This is a genomic window from Bacteroides ilei (genome assembly GCF_900128495.1).
Lineage (GTDB): Bacteria > Bacteroidota > Bacteroidia > Bacteroidales > Bacteroidaceae > Phocaeicola > Phocaeicola ilei.
On record NZ_LT635801.1, the window covers coordinates 724,377 to 745,349 of the forward strand.

Below are 20,973 nucleotides of genomic sequence, written 5' to 3' on the forward strand. Positions count from 1 at the left end.
GCGTATTTCTGTCGCCAGATTTGTCCGGTTGCCGTTATCACTTTCGTGATGCGGAAAAATAAATCCGGCAAAGGTCTTTAAGGACCGAAAGCAGGGAAAGAAAAAAGTAAACTTAAAAGAAGTAGCATTATGGAAAATGAAATCAGAGAAAGGGAAGTGGTTGTTGACGGCAAGACTCTGACATTGTTACGAAAGGACGGAAAATGGGTTTTTCCGCTTGTCACATATTACAAGCATGGACTCGGAACACCGCTTTGTCTGGCATTGTTGGCGTATGTGGAAGACAGTAACGAATTTGAGTCAGAAGCTGTTATTACGGTCAATCTTCCTGGTGCGGAACGCGGTGCCGGGTGTCAGTTCATCGACACGAACAACAACGGAGAAGAAGTTCTTGGCTGGCTTATGCTTTACGGCTTGTGTACTCCTACCGGCAAATACGCCGTTTCCGGTTTCTGCAAGTACCCCGAGGTGGACTTTTATCAGAGCGAACGCTTCATGCGACAGAAAGAGCTTTGTGACAGGTATTTCAACTTCGTTGATTGACAGGCAGGAGAAGGCGGTCATACAGGACTGCCTTCATGGCCTTGCCTGCCAGTGCCCTTTTATACGAATACCTTTCCGGTATTTCCTTCCTTTTCTATCCGGCTTTCCCACCCGAAGATCTAAGGTATGGTGTCTGTGCCGCAGTCCGCCCTTCACTTCAAGGTACGGAAGGCTGTGCCCGATCAACGGCAGTCTGCATCATGCCGCTTCATGCCGGAGCTTCGACCTGTCGAAACAACCGGTATTCCGCTATATGGGCATCCTGCCTGGTTGTTGCTCCGGCACATTTCGCCTTTTGTCCGCAGCTTTCCTTTCCGGGCCGACGGCGTCATGGGCAAACGGTGACACATTCTGCTTGTGCCGTCCGTCGAACCTCCGGAATGTCACAGTCAGAAAGAGTCCCCATTTTGTTTGCCCGGCAGACCGTTTCTTTTACCCGCCCAAGCCGTCATTCCTTTTATCAGATGCCTTTTATACAGGCCGATGGCCAATTCCATTTCTATTTGCGATTATTGCCTGCTGTCATTCCTTGTCTGCCACCGCATAGGTTTTATCGGGTGCGAATGTAGGCTGTCGCGCCTGATTCTTCCGTTTTGAAATGCATTTTGAAGGAAAATCTTCCTTGCGGGCAAGAGTATTTTGCTTCAAAAAAACGTCGAATGGGCTTTACCGACATCCATTGTCTGCACCATAAAACCCCAAGGCGGTTCGGCAGAAAGGAACCGACCAGAGGGAAATAAAAATATTATTAACAATTAAATTCGATGAATTATGGAAAAAACAGGAATGCAGTCAGTAGAAGAAAAGAACATCAGTATGGTAGCATTGGCAGACATTCAGCCGAGCGGTTACAACCCACGCAAGCATTTTGACGAGGCGAGCCTTGCGGAACTGGCAGACAGCATCCGTCAGCAAGGGGTCTTGCAGCCTATCGGTGTACGCCCGATTGAAGAAAGCGGAAAGTTTGAGATAGTGTTTGGAGAACGCAGATACCGAGCTTCCCTTATGGCAGACATGACGGAAATTCCTGCTGTCATTCTGAATGTGTCGGAAGAGGTGGCAGAGGAAATGGCGGTGACGGAGAACCTGCAACGTAAGGATGTCACACCTATTGAGGAAGCAAACGCATTTCAGAAACTCATTGAAAGCGGACGACACGACATTCAGTCTTTGGCCGTTCAGTTTGGCAAGAATGAAACCTATATTCGTACCCGATTGAAGTTCACAGCCCTTATTCCCGAGATAGCGGAACTTTTGGAAAAAGACGAACTGACTATCAGTGTGGCAAGTGAAATCTGCCGTTATGATACTGATATTCAGAAAGAAGTGTTCGACAAACATCTGAAAGAGGGTGTTATGTATGGCAGTTGGAGAGGTATGAAAGCTACCGAGGTGGCAAAGAACATTGAACGTAATTATACGACCGACCTTAGCCGTTACAACTTTGACAAGGCCGTTTGTGCTTCCTGTCCGCACAATACTAACAACATGACTCTGTTTTGTGAGGGTGGTTGTGGAAATTGTGCAAAGCGCAGTTGTCTTGCTGAAATGAATACGGCATTTATTGTTGAAAAGTCTGTTCAGGCGTTAAGTGCCCATCCGCTACTTTCTCTCGGGTACAATCAATACTGCTATGATATGGAAGCTGTAAACCGCCTTAAAGAGTTGGGCTATGAAGTTACAGAACTTTCAGGCAGATGTTACCAATACCCAGAATTGCCGGAAGAACCGCAGTCCTCTGACTATGAAACGGAAGATGCATTCCGGGAAGCCAGATTGGAGTATGACCAGGAAGTCAACGACTATATGGAAGAATGTAAGGAACTGGTTCGAAGAAACGAAGAGGGAGAGATAAGCCTGTATGCTCAGATAGGTCAGAAAGATATTTCCATGTGTTATGTGGAAGTGGCAACCCAAAGTTCAATTGGCGGACAGCCTACAGGACAGGAACAGCTCTCACCGATACAGAAGCTGGAAAAACAGGATAAGCGTAACAAGGAAATAGCACGTGAGAAGACGGTAGATGATACCAAGAGACGGATTTTTGAAGTTGATTTGACCGAAGCCAAATTCGGGGCAGATGAAGATAAAATGATATATTTCTTCCTGCTTTCATCGCTTCGCAAAGAGCATTTTGCAACCGTTGGATTGGTGGATGAAAATATTCCATATTTGACTGACGAGAACAAACTGAACATTATAGCAAATCTTACTCCAAAGGCAAAGGCTGTTATCCGCAGGGATTATCTGATTGCCAATTTCAAGAGTAACGCATACGGAAATAATGCAGTAGCCGACATGTTGCTTGAATTTGCACAGAAACACATGCCTGAAGAACTGGCTGAAATCAAGGGTACGCATGACGAGGTGTACGAAAAACGCCACCAGCGTATTGAGGAAAAGAAAGCTGTTCTGCAGGTGCAGGAACAGGCAAAGCAGGAGACAGGGCATTCAGAAAGTGATAGTACCGAACAACAGCCTCATTCACAAGAGGCTGCTGCCTGACCATAATTCATGATTTGTATCAGATACAGGGCGGAGGAATCTGTCCTGTATTTTTTTGTGTCGGTATCTCATGTGCCCGCCAGAATCACTTTTTTAATTACCTGCTTTTTCTCCGGTAGCCTGTAGCTACTGGAGATATTCGGTCCGGATCTATGGCTGATGACGGAATCCGGCACGAGCCGTCTTCTGTCATCGGCCGCTCCGGGAGCCTTTATAATCTTCCTCTTATATACGCCAGGGTTCTGGCTGTCCTTTTTATCAGCTTCTTGTCTTTCGGCAGCTTTTGGCTGCTGAAACAATACGCTCCGGGAATTTGGCTGATTTCTACTGACAGCACAAGCAGTCATCCGTCATCGGCCGTCCCGGGAGACTTTTATATCATTCCCTGTATCATGTGTGGTTAATGCTCTTTTTTATCCACCTCCTTATCTTCCGGTAGCCTGTGGCTACTGGAATCATCTCGGTCCGGATCTGTGGCTGATGACGGAATCCGGCACGAGCCGTCTTCTGTCATCGGCCGCTCCGGGAGCCTTTATAATTTCTCCGGTTATACACCATCCGTCACATTGCCCCGCCGCCACCCTTGTCCCTTTATATTTTCCCTTTTATACAGAAGTTACTGGATGTCGAGTTTTCCTTTCGCCCTTCCTTTGTCACCGCATTGGTTTTATCAGGTGCAAATTTAGTCAGCCGCGCCTGCTCCTCACGTTTTGAAATGAATTTCTTGATAAAATCTTCCTTGCCTGAACAAGAGTATTTTACCAAGAAAAAACGTCGGAATAGGCTTTTACGGCAGACATTTCTCGCACCATAAAACCCGAAGCGGCTCCGGTAATAAGGAAGCCGAACTGAGGGAAAAAATAAACGAGTTTTCAATTTAATAATAGAATCAACTATGGACAAAAACATTCAGGAGTCTAAAGAGTTCCGCCTTGCCAAGGATTGGGAAATGGCGGTGAACAGTTTTTCTTTCAATCCGAAACGCTTTGCGGCTGCAATCCCTACAATGCATCCTACGCTGCAACAATGCCTGTACAGACTGATTAGGGAATGTATCAAGGTTATGGCAGATGATACTCGTTACTACGATGACCGTAACATGGCTTCGCATGAGGAAGCGAAATGTTTGATGGAATACCTCAATAAACATGGACGTAACATACCGCTTAAATAATTGAATTATGAAAACAAAGGAATATCATTTTGACGGCAGCACTTATGTATGTCGTATTGTTCAAGCCAACGATGGTGAAGAACTTGTTATCGCACCTACCGCTTTGTTGGATGTCATCCAACCAGGTAGCATTGAAGATGAAAATGAAGGCTTTGCCAATAAGGAAGCCGAATATATTTATGACGAGATTTTTTTCTTTACTGATGCGGAAACTCTTGCTTTACCCGAGGAGCAGTTTATCGAAGAGCTGAAGAAAGATAACCGTGGGTAGTTTGAATAATTAGTATGTAATCATTAAATACTTTAGCATTATGGATAAAGATTATGTTATGCGTATAGCTGAGACTATCCGCGAACAGCTGGTAACAATGACCGACACAGCAGTCCTTTTGTCATGGGGTATTCATGAATTTATGGCAACGGTATATAAGGATTTGCCTGGATTGAAGTTCCGTGTCAACGGATGTCTCTTTCAGGGGTATGTTTTGATTTGTCTGAACAGTTCAGATTATTATGAGGTGTATCTTCAGAATGAGGAAGGAACTAGGTGCATTAGTGATGAAGTTTGTTTTGATAAACTGGGAGAGGTTATTGACTGGTATATCGAACTAAATATTGATGAAGGTGTCGTATGATTTGTTAGACTTAAAATAATTCTTTGATATATTTGTGAGTCATTTAATATTTATATTTTCTATAGAATCTTATACGTGAAATATTTATAGAAGTTCATAAATTAAAAGCTTAATAGGTGAATTTAATTAGGATTAAGACATGATGAATGCCTCATTATTGAATCTGTAAGAAAATGGATAGTTTATTTTTGATGTCACACTATAAATAAGTTTTTTGATATATCAATTTTCGGGTGACACCGAATTATAGCTTTATAATAGCAATTTTCTTCAGATTCTTTGAGGATTTCCCAAAAAAATACTACATTAGGGCCCGAAAGGTTGTTGCTTTATGAAAACATGAATATACTGTAACTTTTATTCAGAATGCTATCAAACGTTTTTTTACCGGTGCGTAGAAATTCGTAACTTTTATTAAAAAGAGGTGGAAGGGGCACCGACCTAATACCTCACAATACAAATAGTATGAAAATAGCTATTTTTTCAAGCGCAGCATTGTTGGACGAATCTTCTCTCCAGCAATTGAAGGGTGGTATTAATGACAAACTGGAGCATCTGGAATTGTCTAATTCTAACTCAAATTCGAATAGCAATTCGAATTCTAACAGTAGCATTGCTTCAATGCAAATGGCAAGTGGATGCAACTGTGGTTGTAGTTGTGGCTGTAACTGTTAAAGTGCAAAATGTTTTTATGTATGGGTTTATTCTTAAGCCCATACATAAAATAAATTAACAAAAGGATGAAAAAGTCTAGTAGATATAATCGATATATAATTGTTGATGATGAACTTTATGTTTATAATTTGTTGTCAAGAGCATTAATATGTCTTGGAAATATAGAGCTTGGTGATAAGCTTAGGAATAATTCTTTTTCTGATTTTGATGCGGTATCTTTGGACGTTTTGGAGAAGAATAAGTTTATCTGTGATGATTCTATAGACGAATATTTACAAATTGTACGTCTGCAAAGAATTATTAAATATGGAAATAGAAATGCTCGTCTAACAATTCTTCCAACGTTGAATTGTAATTTTAGATGTTGGTATTGTTATGAAGAACATACGGCAAAGAACCTATCAGAAAAAGATTGCGAGATTTTACTGAAATATGCAGAAAATCTTTTGAATAATAATCACTTAAATAGTCTAACTTTGGATTGGTTTGGGGGTGAGCCAATGCTTAAGTTTAATGATATAATTGTTCCTCTTTCATTAGAAATTAAACAGTTATGTGAGAAGAAAGGAGTTGTATTCTATAACATGATAACAACAAATGGCGCTCTCATTTCAGAAAAACAAATTGCAGACATGGATCGTATTGACCTTAAAAAGTTTCAGATTACGTTAGATGGTGGTAAGGAGTTTCATAATAAAACAAGATTTTCAAAGAAATTTCCTGATTCTTACGATTGCATTGTAAATAATATATCCATGTTAATTAATTGTTTGTCTAATCTTGATTTAACATTAAGGATTAATTGTACGCCGGAAAATATTGAATCAATTATGTCAATAATCGATTCTTTTTCTATGGAAGTAAGAGGTAAAATACATGTCAATTTTCAACCGATTTGGCAAGAAATAGATACCTTAAAAAAACTTTCTAAACGAGTAACGGAAATTACAGCCCATTTTTATGAAGCAGGTTTTTCTGTTCCATCATTTACTATACTCCCAACAACCCCCAATATATGTTATGTTGAAAATATGTTACATTATACAATAATACCAGGATTGGAAGTATATAAATGTACCGCAAGGGATTTTAAGAAAGATTCAGTAAATTATATTGGGAATATATCAGATGATGGGGCTTTTATTTCGAATGATAATATTTTAAGATATTATTGTAATTCTTTTTTTGAAAATGAAAAGTGTAGAGAATGTGAAGTCCTTCCAGTATGCAGAGGAAACTGTATTCAGAAATGTGTTGAAAAAAATAGGTTGGATTGTCAAAAGGAAAATTTAATAAAAGGTGTTGATTCAATTGTAATTGCTATGATTAAACGTGCGAAGTCATAACAATGTCAGGAGATAATCTATTCTTTCATTACCATTATTTATAATTTGTTATGCTCCGTGTTATTCATAGACTTTTTGGAAAGTGTTTTCCTATTATTTTGCAGAAAGATAGCATGCAGTGTGGTGTCGCATGTTTGAGTATGATTAGTTCATATTACGGTCGTTCATATTCGTTAGATTTTCTGTCAAAAAAATGCTTTCCTACAAAGGAAGGTGTTTCTATGCTTTCTATATCTAAAGCAGCAAAACAAATCGGATTGGATAATATAACGGGATTGATAAGCCTAGAAGAGTTGATGCGTGCTCCATTACCATGTATTTTGCATTGGTCCCAAAATCATTTTGTTGTATTATATAAAGTTAAAAAATGTAATACATTTTATTTGTCTGACCCGGCAAAAGGTAAAGTAAAACTTTCCTTAAATGAGTTTTGTGCTCATTGGCTTAATCAAACAGGAAAAAACGAGAATAAAGGTGTTGCTATGTTTTTTGAGCCTGAGCCCGAGTTTAAAATGCATATGGAAACTAATGTGTCAGAAGTCCATTCTTTGAGGTTTCTAAACAAGTATGTTAAAGAATATAAAAAATACTTGTTTCAGATTCTTTTAGGATTAATATTGGGCTGTATTCTACAATTAATAATGCCTTTTTTGACTCAAGCAATTGTAGACATTGGAATAAAACATAATGATGTTAGTTTTATTTGGCTTGTATTAATTGGTGAGTTGATAATTGTAATTGGCAAGACCATAACTGATTTTATTAGAAGATGGTTAGTCTTGTACATCTCAATGCGAATTAATATTTCTTTGGTAAGTGATTTCTTTATTAAATTACTTAAACTTCCAATGGCTTTTTTTGATACCAAACTAATGGGAGATTTATTGCAACGTATAAATGATCACTCTCGTGTACAATCTTTTTTGACAAATCAAGTTCTTGGAGTTATCTTTACATTTCTCAGCTTTATTGTTTTTGGTGTTGTTCTGTTGATTTACAATCAAACAATTTTTTATATTTTTACTATTGGTAGCGTAATATACGGTTTATGGATAACAAAGTTTTTGCACAAACGAAAAATAATAGATTATGAATTGTTTGAGCAACAAGCCAAAAACCAGAATAAGACGTATCAATTGATTACTTCCATGCAAGAAATAAAGTTGCAAGATTGTGAACAGCGTCGTAGGTGGGAATGGGAAGATGTGCAGGCTGATATATTTTCAGTGCAAATGAAATCATTGAAGTTACAGCAAACGCAAGAGGCAGGATCTATTTTTATCAATGAAGTAAAAAATATAACTATTACCGTACTTGCAGCTACTGCTGTAATAAACGGTCAAATGACTCTTGGTGCAATGCTTGCAGTACAGTATATAATAGGGCAACTAAATTCCCCAGTAGAACAATTTATGTCTTTCATTTATTCTCTTCAGGATGTTAAGATTTCTCTTGAACGTATCAATGAAATACATGAAGGGAATGAGGAAGAAACAAGTGATAATAAAAGAAAAGGTTTCGATTCTGAGAAATCAATAAGAATAAGTAATATAGATTTTAAGTATGATCAATATGCGATGAAGAAAACTCTGGAAGGAGTTTCTTTTGAAATTCCCGCAGGGAAGGTTACGGCAATTGTTGGGGCATCTGGAAGTGGTAAAACTACTTTAATAAAGCTCATGCTTGGCTATTATAAGGTTATGTCAGGTAGTATTTTAATCGCTGGTCACGATATAAATGAATATAATCTTAAATGGTGGAGGCGCCATTGTGGTGTTGTATTACAGGATGGAGTGATTTTCTCCGAATCTATTGCTAGAAATATAGCAATAGGTGATGGTGATATAGATTGGGAGCAATTGGAATGGGCTGCTAAAATAGCCAATATACATGATTATGTAATAAGTTTGCCTTTAAAATATGAGACACTAATTGGACGAGATGGGATTGGTTTAAGTCAAGGGCAAAAGCAAAGAATTTTAATCGCGCGTGCAGTATATAAAAATCCAGATTTTATCTTTCTCGATGAAGCCACAAATGCTCTTGATGCAAAAAATGAAAAATTAATAGTGGAGCGACTTTCAGATTTTTATAGAGGAAAAACAGTAATAGTTGTGGCACATCGTCTTTCAACAGTTAAAAATGCTGATCAAATAATAGTTCTTGATGAGGGTAAGGTTGTAGAAATAGGTACTCATACGTCTTTAATTAATATCAGAGGTGTCTATTATAATCTAATTAAAAATCAATTGGAATTAGGTAGTAACTAAAATTGCAATAAATATGAAGAATTATTCTAAAATGAGTTTAAAGGTCTTTTTTTCTATATTTTGCTTTGTATGCTTCCCCTCATTGAGAGGAATAAGTCAAACACTCGATAGTATATCAACTATTGACTTGAAGGAAGTGGTAGTGAAAGCTCAGATGCATCGAACAGATGCATCCTCTTCTACTTTTACTCCTACAATAAATCAAAAAGCTTCCGCACAAAATGCAATAGACCTTTTGAAACAACTTGCTATTCCTCAAATCAACATAAACATGATGGACAATACAGTCACTACGCCAAGTGGACAGAGTGTAGCCATATACATCAACTATATTCTCGCTTCAGCAGAAGAAATGGAAGGTATATCCACTTCAGACGTACGGCGAGTGGAATATCTTGACTTTCCATCGGATCCTCGCTTCCAAGGAAATGAGCATGTGGTTAATTTTATTGTACAGAAATATGAATACGGTGGATATACAAAGGCGACATTGAATGAAAACTTTCTGATAGGCAAACTTTCAAGCCGGGCTTCGATTTATTCTAAGTTTGTGTATAAACGTATGACCTACGATTTGTATGTGGGGGCTTCCAATCACAATATCAATCATTCGGGCAATTCCGTTTCGGGAGTTTACAGTCTGGAGAATGAAGCGGGAGAAGCCTATCAGATAACTCGAAACGAAACATTAGAGGGTGCCCATCTCAAGTATAACCAGTATCCGGTTACGTTCCGGGCCGTCTATGACACAGATAAAATGCAAATAGCCAATACCGTCGGCTTCAACTTTGACCAGACTCCATTGTCGGAAACAAAGGGTATGTTGTCGTTTGTTCCTCAGCAAAACACGGATTATTCCTATTATAAGAATGAACCATCCACTAGCCGTTATTTTGTCTGGTCGGGTAATTATTATTTCATCCTTCCTCGGGATTTTCATCTTAGCGTATCGCCTGGCATGAATTATGGGCATACGAATTATTCGTATATTTATCAGACCTCATTGCCTGGCAATTCCAGTATCGCGAACATTTCAAGAGAAAATGTTTGGCAGTTTCGTGGAAGCGCTACTTTATTCAAAAAGTTAGCTGACAAGCAGAGTGCTTTCTTCCGGACATGGTTTGGATCGACATCCAATGATGTGAGCTATTCCGGTACTTCGCCCTACGATAATGAATTCTTAGATATGTACGCCGGTGCCGCACTGGGTTATAATTTCTCAAACGACAAATGGAACGTCCGGGCCGATGCCGCCTTCCAATGGGAAAAGAACCAGATTAATGATCAGTCTGTGGCGGAAGTCTATCCGCTACTGAACTTGTCTGCAGGTTTCTCTCCCTCACAAAAGCACTCGTTCCGTACTTTCTTCCATTTCGGGGCAAACTATCCAGGGGCCAGTGAAAAGACGCCAAATGTTCTTCAGCAGAACGAACTGATGTACTATACGGGAAATCCCACCATCGGACTTTCCCGACAGGTGACCTTCAACCTGTCCTACAACTGGATACCGACGAGTGCATTCTCTGCTTCGGCATTTATGCAGTACTTCGGCGAATATGACCTGTATGTGCCGGTTTACCAGCCTTATCAGGAAGGTAAGGCTTTGCTGCGTACGTTTGAAACGGATGGAGCATACAACCGGACACAGATAGGTTTGTCGTTTAATTACAGGTTACTCAATGGAAAACTGCAACTGGCGGCCTCTCCTTCGGTCTCCTTCTATCGCATGACAGGGCTTTTCGACATTTCGCAGTCCCCGTTCTACTGTAATGCCTCTGCCACTTATTATTTAGGTAACTTCTATTTTCAGGCAGCCTATCAGACCCGAAGCCTTACGGTACAGGGCAATCGGGGCGTAATTTATAAAGACCGTGATTTCTATCAGGTTTTAGCCGGATGGAGTCATTCCAACTGGAACATTCGTGTTAGCGGAATGAATCTGTTCCGGAAGGATTGGCTGTGTGCCACGAATCTATTGTCTACACCTCTTTATTCCGAAACCCAGCTTGTGGAGGGCAACAATTTCCATCAGCGCCTAAACTTGTCGGTTACCTATACATTCGGATATGGCAAAAAGGTTAAACGAGGGAACGAGGTCGGCGAACAATCAGGAGCAGCATCAGCAATTATGAAATAAAATGCATATTAGTAATGACAAAATATTAAAGTTATATTTGTCTGGTTGGTGATATGTATATCTTAATCACGCAAAAAATATAGAATAAAATTAAATGAATAATGAGTTCTCGAAAAATATTGATTCACGTTCAGAAAAGGTTCGTAATCTTTTGGGGGAAAAACCTCCTTTCTTTGTAAGGTGGGGTACATCAATAGTCGTAATTATGTTTTTGATTCTATTGTTGATACTTTTAGGTTTGCAGTATCCTTATTCAAATGGAGAAAGCATATTGCAACATTTACTTCGTTGAAATATGATTATTTTTAAATTCTGATGAGAAGAAATAAAGAAACAAATTTCTTCAATACAAAATAGCCATATAGAACTTTTTAGAAGTTTGTATGGCTATTTGTTTTTTACATTATGGGGTATATAGAAGATGTAATTCTATGAGCCTACGCCTTTTTATGGATGCAACTGATTTACCATTGTAGTAACAATAAGAAACATATTCCTCATAGATATTCCTGTCACCAACCTCCAGTTTTCGAATAAGTCTGCTTTTAGGCATTTTTTTTGTACCTAAAAGTCTGTAGGCTCCCACCTTATGTAAACTTTTACATAATGTCGGTTATGTAAGCAATTTTATTATGTAAATAAAGAAAATATAAATCATTGATTAACAAATAGTATATTCATTTTTCACAGGATTACTTTTTACATAATATTCCTAACTTATTAGGTAAAATCATAGCATTATTTCCTAATAAGAGATATATTGAAGCTCCATCAAATCAAATAGATGGAGCTTCAATTAATATCAAACAATAAATAATGTTTTTATGGAAGAAAGTAATTTTTATGATTTAAGGAAACAAGTTGTCCAGCAACTGCGTGAAAGACATTATGCACCTTTAACTATTTGTGCATTTAAGAGTAGTTATAATAAACTGGAATGTTATATGCTGGAAAATAGAATTGAAATCTATTCTGCTCGTGTAGGGGAAGATTTTTTGAAAACTCGCCATAAAGGTGTTGCATACGCCCAACTGTCTGATTTTGAGAAGAACATGGTTAGACATATAAGAATAATGAATGAAGTTCTGCATACAGGAATTATCATTGGAAAACCAACACCGCGAAGTCCCATGTTTGAATTCAAAGGAGATTTAGGCATACAATTCAATGAATTTATTTGTCATGAAAGGAGAATTAAAAGTCCTCTAACAGTAAGTAAATATCACTTGTATTTGAGAGATTTGTTTAATTTTCTAAAAGAGAACAACAAGCTCGTTAAAGACTTTGACATTCCCAGTTGCTTATTATTCTTACGTGATTTGAAGCGACAGAAACGTCCTTGGCCTCATGTTGTATCTTCTGTAAGGGCTTTTATTAGATACTCATGTGAACGTAACTTATTAGGAGATTGTAATTTTTTTCGTTGGGATAAAATATTATGTCTCCATCGTCCAAGAAACCCTCAATTGCCATCGTATTATAGTAAGGAGGAAATAGAGAAATTATTGGTCACAATAGACAGGTCTTCTCCGAAAGGCAAACGTGACTATGCAATGATTTTACTTGCAGCACGTTATGGGCTCCGCGCTTCAGATATAGTAGGAGTTACATACGCCAACTTTGAATGGGAACTCAATCGTTTGTCCCTTGTCCAGACAAAAACAGGAAAACCTGTTTCATTTCCATTATCAGAAGAAATTGGAAGTGCCATTATTGATTATATCAAATTTGGACGACCAGAAATTGACAGTCCATATGTCTTTTTGGAACACATGGCTCCATACCAAAGAATTTCCCCCCAGGCATTACCAGGAATTGTTTCTGAATGGATGCTTTCTGCCCAAATAGATATCTCAACACGTAAACACGGTCCTCATTCTTTACGTCATAGTCTTGCTATTAACTTGTTTGAGAATGGTGAAACTCCAAGCGTTATATCTGAAATACTTGGACATTCTAATTTATCAACCACTTTAAATTATGTGAAAGTTGATTTAAAGCATCTAAGACAATGTGCACTTGAAGTTCCTCAAATTCCTGAATTTTTTTATTTAGATATATATGAGAAAGAGAACTGGTAAATTATGCAGCGTATTCTCAGGGTTAATTACCCAATATGTAGAATATAAACAAAACATAGGTTGTAAAACAACCGTAATGGAATTTATGTTGAAGCGATTTGACAAGTTTGCTAATGACAGAAACGAGAAAGCCCTTGGTATTTCCAAAGACTTGGCAGATGCCTGGTGCTGTAAATTTTCTGGAGAGTCCGAAGAAAACCGCTATTATAGGATCGTCATTCTTCGAGGATTCTCTTCTTTCCTGCAAATAATTGGATATAATTCATATATTCCAATATTACCAAAACATCAATCAAATTTTACCCCCTATATTTATACATCTGATGAAATAGAGAAGATTTTCAAGGAATGTGATAGGATTAACTCCTATTATCACTTAGTCAATTCAGCCCGATTTTCCATGCCATGCCTAATCCGTTTACTATATGGGACAGGAATCCGTGTAGGTGAAGCTCTAAAATTGAAACACAGTGATATCGATTTCAAAAATGAATGCTTATTGCTTAGAGAATGTAAAAATGGGAAAGACAGGTATGTGCCTCTTTCTCCTTCCTTGGTACTAATGTGCCATGATTATGTAGCCCAAAAACAGAAATTTGGGTTTAGTATTAATCCAGAAAGCTATTTCTTTGTAAAATGTAATGATACTTCCATCTCACCAAGGACTGTTTCAAATCATTTCAATCATATATTAGAACGTGCTGGTATTATGCGAAACGAAAATAGAAAAGGTCCTCGTCTACACGATCTCCGACATACATTCTGTGTAAATTCATTTGTGCAATTATGCAAATCAGGGAAGGATATACATAATGTGATGCTAATACTAATGACATATATGGGACATCAATCCATTAAAGCCACAAATAAGTATGTCAGAATAGTAGAGGCTATGTTTCCTGAAATTGTAGAACAGGTGGATATGGCTCATAATCATATTTTCCCTAATATGAATGAAATGATTGATTAGTTATGCGTTAAGACTTGGAATTATGACAGATTTTGGAAAATATCTCACAGATTATTTAAACCGTTATCTCACAATGGAATGTGGTTGTTCCTATCAAACGGTAAAACAATATAGTGTAACATTTATGCTTTTTATACAATACATGTATAAAATTGAACTAATAGCTCCGGAAAAACTATGCCTTAAAGAATTTACAAAAGAAAGAGTTTTGGGATTTTTACATTGGCTGGAAGATACAAGAAAATGTTCAATATCAACAAGGAACAACCGTTTATGCGCCTTACGGTCATTTTTTAAATTTCTTCAATATCGTGAGGTTAAGGGTATGGCTTATTGGCAAGCTATATTGAGTATCAAACAGAAAAAGACACCTTTTAAGGAAATGTCTTATCTGACTACGGAAGGAGTAAGGGTATTGCTTGAACAACCGGATTTATCAACTCGCAAAGGGCGTAGAGACTTTGTTCTTATGGGGCTATTATACGACAGCGGTGCCAGGGTTCAAGAAATCATAAACCTCACCCCGGAAAATATAAGATTAGGAGAAACTACGACTGTAAAATTACATGGGAAAGGTAATAAAATCAGAGTAGTTCCTCTCTCTACCAACCAAGTGAAAAATTTAAGGTTGTATATGGACGAAAACAATCTTTTTGCAGCACAATATAGATGTCATCCATTATTCCCTAATCCCAAAGGAGAAAGGTTGACAAGAATGGCTGTATTAGATATTGTGAAAAGACATGCAGAAAATGCAAGGAAACAATATTCAGAGTTGATACCCAATAATATATCTTGTCATACTTTTCGACATTCAAAAGCTATGCATATGCTGGAAGCAGGTATAAATCTCGTTTATATTCGTGACTTTCTTGGACATACTTCTACAACAACAACGGAAATATATGCCAGGGCAAGTGAAAAAATAAAAGAACAGGCATTGAAGAAACTGACTTCTGGTATTATTCAAGAAAGCAAAACTACATGGCAAAAAGACGGAGATTTAATGGAATTCCTAAAAGCTTTACAAGTAAAATATAAATAGAGGAATAGAATAGAGTGAAGAGTATTAGTTTAAAATTCTCTTCACTCTATTAAATATAATGTAAACAATTCAATAACTACAAAGTTAATAATCAGATAATTAACAGATGCTTTTTACATAATAAAATTGCTTACATAACCAACCTGGTATGCCAGACAGGCTAAAAGCACTGAATCATGGCCAAATTTACTGAATAAACGGCAAAGTTTCATCATGTCCGCTCTTAAGATAGAATCTCCCTGAGCTTTTGTGATGTCGTTGGTAAATCTCTCTCCGGGAAGGACCTTATGTCCCCATCCAACATAAGGCCAGTGTCTTTTTTCCCCATGCCAACCTTCATAGAATTTTATACAACTTATAGCCCTTTCCAGCGGTGGAAGACTGTATATGGACAGTTGGGTGGATGCCGGTTTTGCTCTGTACCTTTCCTGCCCATATACTGTCGTCATAGCCGCTATCATCAGCATGAAGATAAATATTTTTCTATGCTTCATTTTGCTCCGCGTTTGTTTAGTACATCCTTAATCATTTCCTTCACATCCAGTCCTACCTGTACAAAGTTTTTGTACAGGATGCGTTCCCTTTCATCCCTTGAATTGAATGTATAAAATTTGGGCAGTGGTACATATCCGGCTTCTTCTTTCTTTATTTCTTCCATATCGAAATCCGTTTTACAGAAGAACTTTGTGGTCTTGAATTCTTCTGATTCCTGAATGTTCATTGTTCCTCCGTTTCCTACCTTTGTTTTCACAAAGTCACGGGCTGTCTGTCCGCATATCCATCCGGTAGGCATGTCGGATATCTTTGATGCAGGTACCAGGCTGTCCATATTCTCGTTCAGGTTGATACTTGTCTTGTCGCGGTCTATGGTTACGCCTTTTTTCAGCTGAACCACTTTTCCGAAGATGTCATTCGACAGCCATTCCAGTGTTTCTTTCGAGCGAGCAGAACCGCTTACCACGTTACCCACTGTAGTGATAATTTTCTGCATACCAACCTTGCCGTAGTCGGCTTCAAGCTGCGGCAGTTCTTGGAATCCCAGCGTCACGCTTACCTTGTTGCTTCGTGCTGTTCCTATGAGCCGGTCTATCTTGTGGAAATATAGTGTCGGCAGCTCGTCCACGATGATGCTCACTGGGATATTCTTGCCCTGTCCGGTATTCACACGGGTTACAAGGCGGTTCAGGATAAGGGCGTTCAGCGCACCTATGATACTTTCCATTTCCGGATCGTTGGCTATGAGCAGGTAGCTTGGGTCCTTCGGGTCACTTACTTTCAGGTCGAAATCGTCCCCGTCCTTGTGGAATATCCAATATGATTCCTTGGTAGCCAGACGGGAGGTATATACTCTCAAGGTACCGATCATACCTTCCAGCTGCTCCATGGCCTTGTTCTTGAAAGCCGTTTGGAACGGGCCAAGAAGGGGAGCCACCTCATTGTCTGTTTCCAATACCTCGAAGATGGTCTGGTAGCTCTCGTTCAGGAATGACAAGATGTGTGGCATATCCGAGTATTTCCCCAGCCAGTAAGCAGGTTCTACAATATTGCCGTCTTTCTTGTCACGTACCACGCCGGTCGGCTTCCAGAATTTTGTTTCAGGATCCTGACGTTTCTCAGCATACAGCATGTTACCGTCCTTGTCGTAGGGTTCTCTCTCATAGTTGACAAAAAAGTAAATGCAAGCTGCCAGAAAGTTCACAGCGGAGGTCTGGAAGAATTGGTCGCTTCCGCCACCTCCTTCCTTCTTTCCTTTCTGCAATGATTCAAGCAAGGTCTCGGCAGTTTCGCTGGCGGCGGCCAGATTGTTTATATACTTTGCCTGTATGGGGTTCACACGACGGCTGTATTCTACATCCACAAAGTTGATGATGTTGAACTTGCAGCCTTTTGGCAGCTTGCCGAGTTTCTGGTTCTTCTTGTAATGATAATACAGTTTTGTCGCCAAGGTAGGGAACTTATAATCGTACACGACCATAGCGAATCCCTTGGCAGAGTGCTGTCTGATAAATGGTTCGATGATTGAAAATGTCTTACCACTACCCGGTGTACCTACTACCCATGTCCCGCGAAAGGGGTTGCTTATGCTTACCCAGCCCTTGCGGAATTTACCTTTATAGTAGTAGCGCATGGGGATATTTACACTGTATTTGTTTTCCTGTATTTCCTCGCTCTGCTCAAAACTCTCGTTCTCGAAGTTGAACCTGTCTTTCATCAGCCCGTCCTTCAGGAACTTTGAAATGTTGTCAAGGGCAATATGCGCCAGTATGACACCGGCAAGTGAGGTTGCCATGTAGAGCCAAATGTTCAGCGGCAAGGTGTACAGCCGCATGCCCATTTTATATCCGAACAGCCATACGGACAGTACAATCAGCCCTACACCGCCCACAAGCGGATACAGCACCATTCGCCGGGCATCAAATTCCAGCTGTTTTTTGTTGCGGGTGCCGATACAGGTGATACAGATGAGCAGGAAGGTTGCTACCTTGCTGTACACCAGGTGTCCGTCATTATATATCATCCAGCGCTTGATACGTCCGTGTATGTCACACAATATTCCGCTCCAACTGTCAAGCAGGGCCGGCTCCAGTGCATATTCAAAGAATTCCATAAGCACGGATATATAGATTACAGCCCGGAATATTCTGTAGAATCCCTGCAACTCTTTACTTTCTTCCATAATCTTTATTGAGTGTGTTTGTGTATGATGATAACCGTTTTCGAGTTGTTCTCTATTTTTATTTGTTCAGAGAGACAATAGGTCTTATACGGTGAGCTTGTGTCTTCGGTGTTTCCTGCATTGCTCCGCTGCCTAACGAATAGAGCCAGGCTTTTGCCGTCTGCTGTCCATCCACTTCTGTCGAAGTCCAATACCAGCAGTCCTCGGAGGTTTCCGGAAGCGGATCTCCACCGCATAGCTCTATTACGGGGTTTATAGTCTGGCGGGCAGTGTACAGCAAGCGCATCTCTGCTACTGAAGGGATAAAGGCACTCTGTCCGTATCTCCACATGTCAAGCACGGATTCTGCCATGGGAGAGGCAGTCTCATTTGTGTCGTAGAGGGCAAATGTATTGGCATTGCCGTCATAGGCATCTGTATTGGCAGATGTTCCTTGTTCGATACCCAGACTGTCTGCAAACGCCTGTTCCTTAAATTCCCAGAGATAGACGGCATACCCAATTCCTTTTTGACCGTCACGGATGCCTGTGTCAAATACTACAGCGATAGCTTTTTCCTTTGTCTTGTCGTACATTTCATAAGGTACAGTCGAACCGTCTTCACAAAGGATATGTCCTGGACGTACAGTCATGTCTGTTTCCTCGATGTGTGCATCACAAGCTGTCAGCATTGCGGCAATCAGCGTTGCCGGCAACAACCGGCAGATTCTTGTTATAGTCTTTCCTTTCATCTTTTCCCTTATTTTATCGGTAGTTTTACACCCAGTGCTATACCTGTACGAAACAGGTCAGCTCCATTGATCATCACGTCGTTTTTTACCTGCCAGTAAAAAGTCCAGCCTGAGCGTAGTACATAGTTATGCTCATAGCCCAGATGTATTCCTGCCACGAATTTCTGTGTGTCACTTCCTCCTGAACCTCCAATGCGAAGACTTCCGTAGTGGTTACGTCCTCTGATTACGCAGGGCTTGTATGCGATTCCGACTCCCCAGGTGCGATAATTCCTCCAGAAACTTTCCGGACATACATGTCCGCAGGTTCCGCAGTCCGTCCATTGCAGATAGCCGTTGGCAAAAAACTCCCATGTGTGTCTGTAGTTTACCTCATGTTCGTAGGCGAGTGTAGCTTCCATACCGTTCTTGTATAATAGTCCGGTACCAAGCAAAAGACGGCCGCTGTTACGTTGCGCCGATACGCTTATACAGAGGAACATGCACAAGAGGGAAAAACAAATCATCTTTTTCATGGCTATTCCTCCTCCAAAAGATTAGAATTAAACGAATCGGCCGAAAGGACATCTTCATAATCTATGTTCAGACTGATGTTGCGTCCGCTTATCTGCTTCTCTGTCATTTCAATGGTCAGCACCTTGTCATTGGGAAATGTCAGTTTCTTTATGGCAATCACGTTACGGTAACCGTGTCTGAATGTCTTGCCAGGTTCCAGAACAAGAGCCGGTGCCAGTTCGATTACCTGTGAATTGGTGGCTTTTGTTACTTTCTTGTCGGCAAGTTTGATACGTATTTCGTCAATGTCAAAGCGGATGTTGGTCTTGTTTTCAATGGAGAAGTCTATGAAAAAATAATCACCTACTGAATAGATGTTATTCAGGCGCATGACCATCCGATGCTCTTTGCTTGCTACGTTCCTGATTTTGGCCGGTGAATTCCAGATACGTCTGGCAAATCGGGCCATATCGGCAAGTGGCATCGAAACTGCCGGATTGTTGAAGGCTTCACGTTCTTGTAAAAGCACCTCTTTGTCCGTAACAGCTTCCCGCATCCGGGTTGTATAGAGTAAGGCATATTGCGTACGGTAGCGTTCTGTTACGATAGTCACAATAGCAAGTATGTCACCGTCTTCATGCCCGGCTTCTTTTGGCTTTAGGCGGATAATGTTGTCTATGGGCTGATCCCCAACAATTTTTTCAGTAGAGATATCTACAAAACGTATGGGTTCGGATGCTGTAATCACGGTTGTAACCTGTTCGTTTACTGTCAGATGTTCCATCTCTTCATAGGTACGCTGTGCCAGCACCTCACGTCCGGCAAACAGCCCCGTTGCGAGGAATAATACCATTATTGTTCTTTTCAAGTTCATATACATTTCGTTTTGTCCTTTTATTATTCTTTTGTTGCCTGTATTTCAGTATTATGTTGCTGCAGCTCTTCGTCAACACGTTTTTGGGCTATCTCATAATAGCTCTTTTCGGTTTCAAAGCCTATATAATGTCGCCCTGTCCGGATTGCGGCTACTGCAGTTGTGCCCGAGCCTATGCAATTGTCCAGAACTATGTCTTTTTCGTCCGTATAGGTTCGTATCAGATATTCCAGCAAGGCTACCGGCTTTTGCGTCGGATGATAGAATGTGCCCTTACGGTGTTCCTTGGGTATGGCGATTACCGAAGTGGGATATTTGTCATCAGCCATACGTATGGGAGACAGTTCTGTCTTGCCATAGCACCGGTTGGTAAATCCTTCTGTTTTCCGGCGGCTGTGGTTTCTTTGCTCCGGCAGGCTGGGCTTCATCTGCGGATGATAAACTGGTTGGTGCCTGTAGAAGATTATAATATCCTCATGCTGGCGCAGCGGCATCCGGTTGGCGTTCAAGTGTCCTGTTACCCTGTCCTTATGCCATACAAGGTTATACCTCCACATTTGTGGTTGCGAAAGCATCAGCTTTGCTGTAAACATGCCTTGTGAAAACAGGATGATGGGACTCTCCGGCTTGGCAATACGAAGATATTGTTCCCACAGCAGGTCCAAGGGAAGTTGTTTGTCCCATACTGCTGAATGGTTTCTGCTGTTCAGTACACCATACGGTAGGTCGGCAATGATGGCATCTACACTGTTGTCTGCCATTTGGTTCATTCCTTTCAGGCAGTCCATGTGGTATATGTGATCTGTTTCTATCATA

Annotated in this window: 17 protein-coding genes and 1 pseudogene; 12 read left to right on the top strand and 6 right to left on the bottom strand. The window is 39.9% G+C overall.

Annotated features, from left to right (window positions below; genetic code table 11):
* Positions 1-129: 129 nt before the first annotated feature.
* The 12 genes from BQ7489_RS03060 to BQ7489_RS03115 all read left to right on the top strand — a co-directional run bounded on the left by BQ7489_RS03060 (position 130) and on the right by BQ7489_RS03115 (position 15,381).
* On the top strand, positions 130-543 hold the full coding sequence (locus BQ7489_RS03060) for a DUF4313 domain-containing protein (protein ID WP_071150185.1): 414 nt from the start codon (positions 130-132) through the stop codon (positions 541-543).
* Positions 544-1,314: 771 nt separating this feature from the next.
* Positions 1,315-3,048: a ParB/RepB/Spo0J family partition protein gene (locus BQ7489_RS03065; protein WP_071150183.1), complete on the top strand. Its 1,734-nt coding sequence runs from the start codon at positions 1,315-1,317 to the stop codon at positions 3,046-3,048.
* A 152-nt stretch (positions 3,049-3,200) separates the two neighbouring features.
* Entirely contained in the window at positions 3,201-3,452 is a 252-nt protein-coding gene (locus BQ7489_RS17540) for a hypothetical protein (protein WP_162617769.1), read from the top strand.
* Positions 3,453-3,943: 491 nt separating this feature from the next.
* A complete protein-coding gene (locus BQ7489_RS03075) occupies positions 3,944-4,222 on the top strand; it encodes a hypothetical protein (RefSeq protein WP_071150181.1) in 279 nt (92 codons plus the stop codon).
* A 7-nt stretch (positions 4,223-4,229) separates the two neighbouring features.
* Positions 4,230-4,493, top strand: coding sequence for a hypothetical protein (locus BQ7489_RS03080; protein ID WP_071150180.1), 264 nt, complete (start codon positions 4,230-4,232; stop codon positions 4,491-4,493).
* 40 nt (positions 4,494-4,533) lie between these two features.
* Positions 4,534-4,857 carry a hypothetical protein gene (locus BQ7489_RS03085; protein ID WP_071150179.1) on the top strand — a complete coding sequence of 108 codons (324 nt, stop codon included), beginning with the start codon at positions 4,534-4,536 and terminating at the stop codon, positions 4,855-4,857.
* A 740-nt stretch (positions 4,858-5,597) separates the two neighbouring features.
* On the top strand, positions 5,598-6,878 hold the full coding sequence (locus tag BQ7489_RS03090; protein ID WP_072529912.1) for a radical SAM/SPASM domain-containing protein: 1,281 nt from the start codon (positions 5,598-5,600) through the stop codon (positions 6,876-6,878).
* A gap of 50 nt (positions 6,879-6,928) precedes the next feature.
* Positions 6,929-9,148 (top strand): peptidase domain-containing ABC transporter, encoded by a 2,220-nt coding sequence (locus tag BQ7489_RS03095; protein ID WP_071150177.1) that lies wholly within the window; start codon positions 6,929-6,931, stop codon positions 9,146-9,148.
* 271 nt (positions 9,149-9,419) lie between these two features.
* Positions 9,420-11,285, top strand: a complete 1,866-nt coding sequence (locus BQ7489_RS03100) for an outer membrane beta-barrel family protein (RefSeq protein ID WP_235817103.1) — start codon at positions 9,420-9,422, stop codon at positions 11,283-11,285.
* An 824-nt stretch (positions 11,286-12,109) separates the two neighbouring features.
* Positions 12,110-13,366 (top strand): site-specific integrase, encoded by a 1,257-nt coding sequence (locus BQ7489_RS03105; RefSeq protein WP_083381013.1) that lies wholly within the window; start codon positions 12,110-12,112, stop codon positions 13,364-13,366.
* Entirely contained in the window at positions 13,347-14,336 is a 990-nt protein-coding gene (locus tag BQ7489_RS03110; protein ID WP_071150175.1) for a tyrosine-type recombinase/integrase, read from the top strand. Before BQ7489_RS03105 ends, BQ7489_RS03110 begins: the two co-directional genes overlap by 20 nt.
* A gap of 22 nt (positions 14,337-14,358) precedes the next feature.
* Positions 14,359-15,381 (top strand): tyrosine-type recombinase/integrase, encoded by a 1,023-nt coding sequence (locus BQ7489_RS03115; RefSeq protein WP_071150174.1) that lies wholly within the window; start codon positions 14,359-14,361, stop codon positions 15,379-15,381.
* Positions 15,382-15,518: 137 nt separating this feature from the next.
* Here BQ7489_RS03115 and BQ7489_RS03120 read toward each other — a convergent pair.
* From BQ7489_RS03120 to BQ7489_RS03145, 6 genes and pseudogenes are all read right to left on the bottom strand, one after another.
* Positions 15,519-15,830: pseudogene (locus BQ7489_RS03120) on the bottom strand (glycoside hydrolase family protein); the annotation flags it as partial.
* Positions 15,831-15,871: 41 nt separating this feature from the next.
* The gene (locus BQ7489_RS03125; RefSeq protein WP_072529913.1) at positions 15,872-18,058 is read right to left on the bottom strand and encodes a type IV secretory system conjugative DNA transfer family protein; all 2,187 of its coding nucleotides are present in this window, start codon (positions 18,056-18,058) and stop codon (positions 15,872-15,874) included.
* A gap of 58 nt (positions 18,059-18,116) precedes the next feature.
* Positions 18,117-18,728: an Lcl C-terminal domain-containing protein gene (locus BQ7489_RS03130; protein ID WP_113740929.1), complete on the bottom strand. Its 612-nt coding sequence runs from the start codon at positions 18,726-18,728 to the stop codon at positions 18,117-18,119.
* A 68-nt stretch (positions 18,729-18,796) separates the two neighbouring features.
* Positions 18,797-19,303 carry a hypothetical protein gene (locus tag BQ7489_RS03135; RefSeq protein WP_113740896.1) on the bottom strand — a complete coding sequence of 169 codons (507 nt, stop codon included), beginning with the start codon at positions 19,301-19,303 and terminating at the stop codon, positions 18,797-18,799.
* A 2-nt stretch (positions 19,304-19,305) separates the two neighbouring features.
* The gene (gene traN / locus BQ7489_RS03140; RefSeq protein WP_235817139.1) at positions 19,306-20,136 is read right to left on the bottom strand and encodes a conjugative transposon protein TraN; all 831 of its coding nucleotides are present in this window, start codon (positions 20,134-20,136) and stop codon (positions 19,306-19,308) included.
* Between the two features lie 44 nt (positions 20,137-20,180).
* Complete coding sequence (locus tag BQ7489_RS03145) at positions 20,181-20,972, bottom strand: DNA-methyltransferase (protein ID WP_071150171.1); 792 nt, start codon at positions 20,970-20,972, stop codon at positions 20,181-20,183.
* Between the last annotated feature and the right edge of the window lies 1 nt (position 20,973).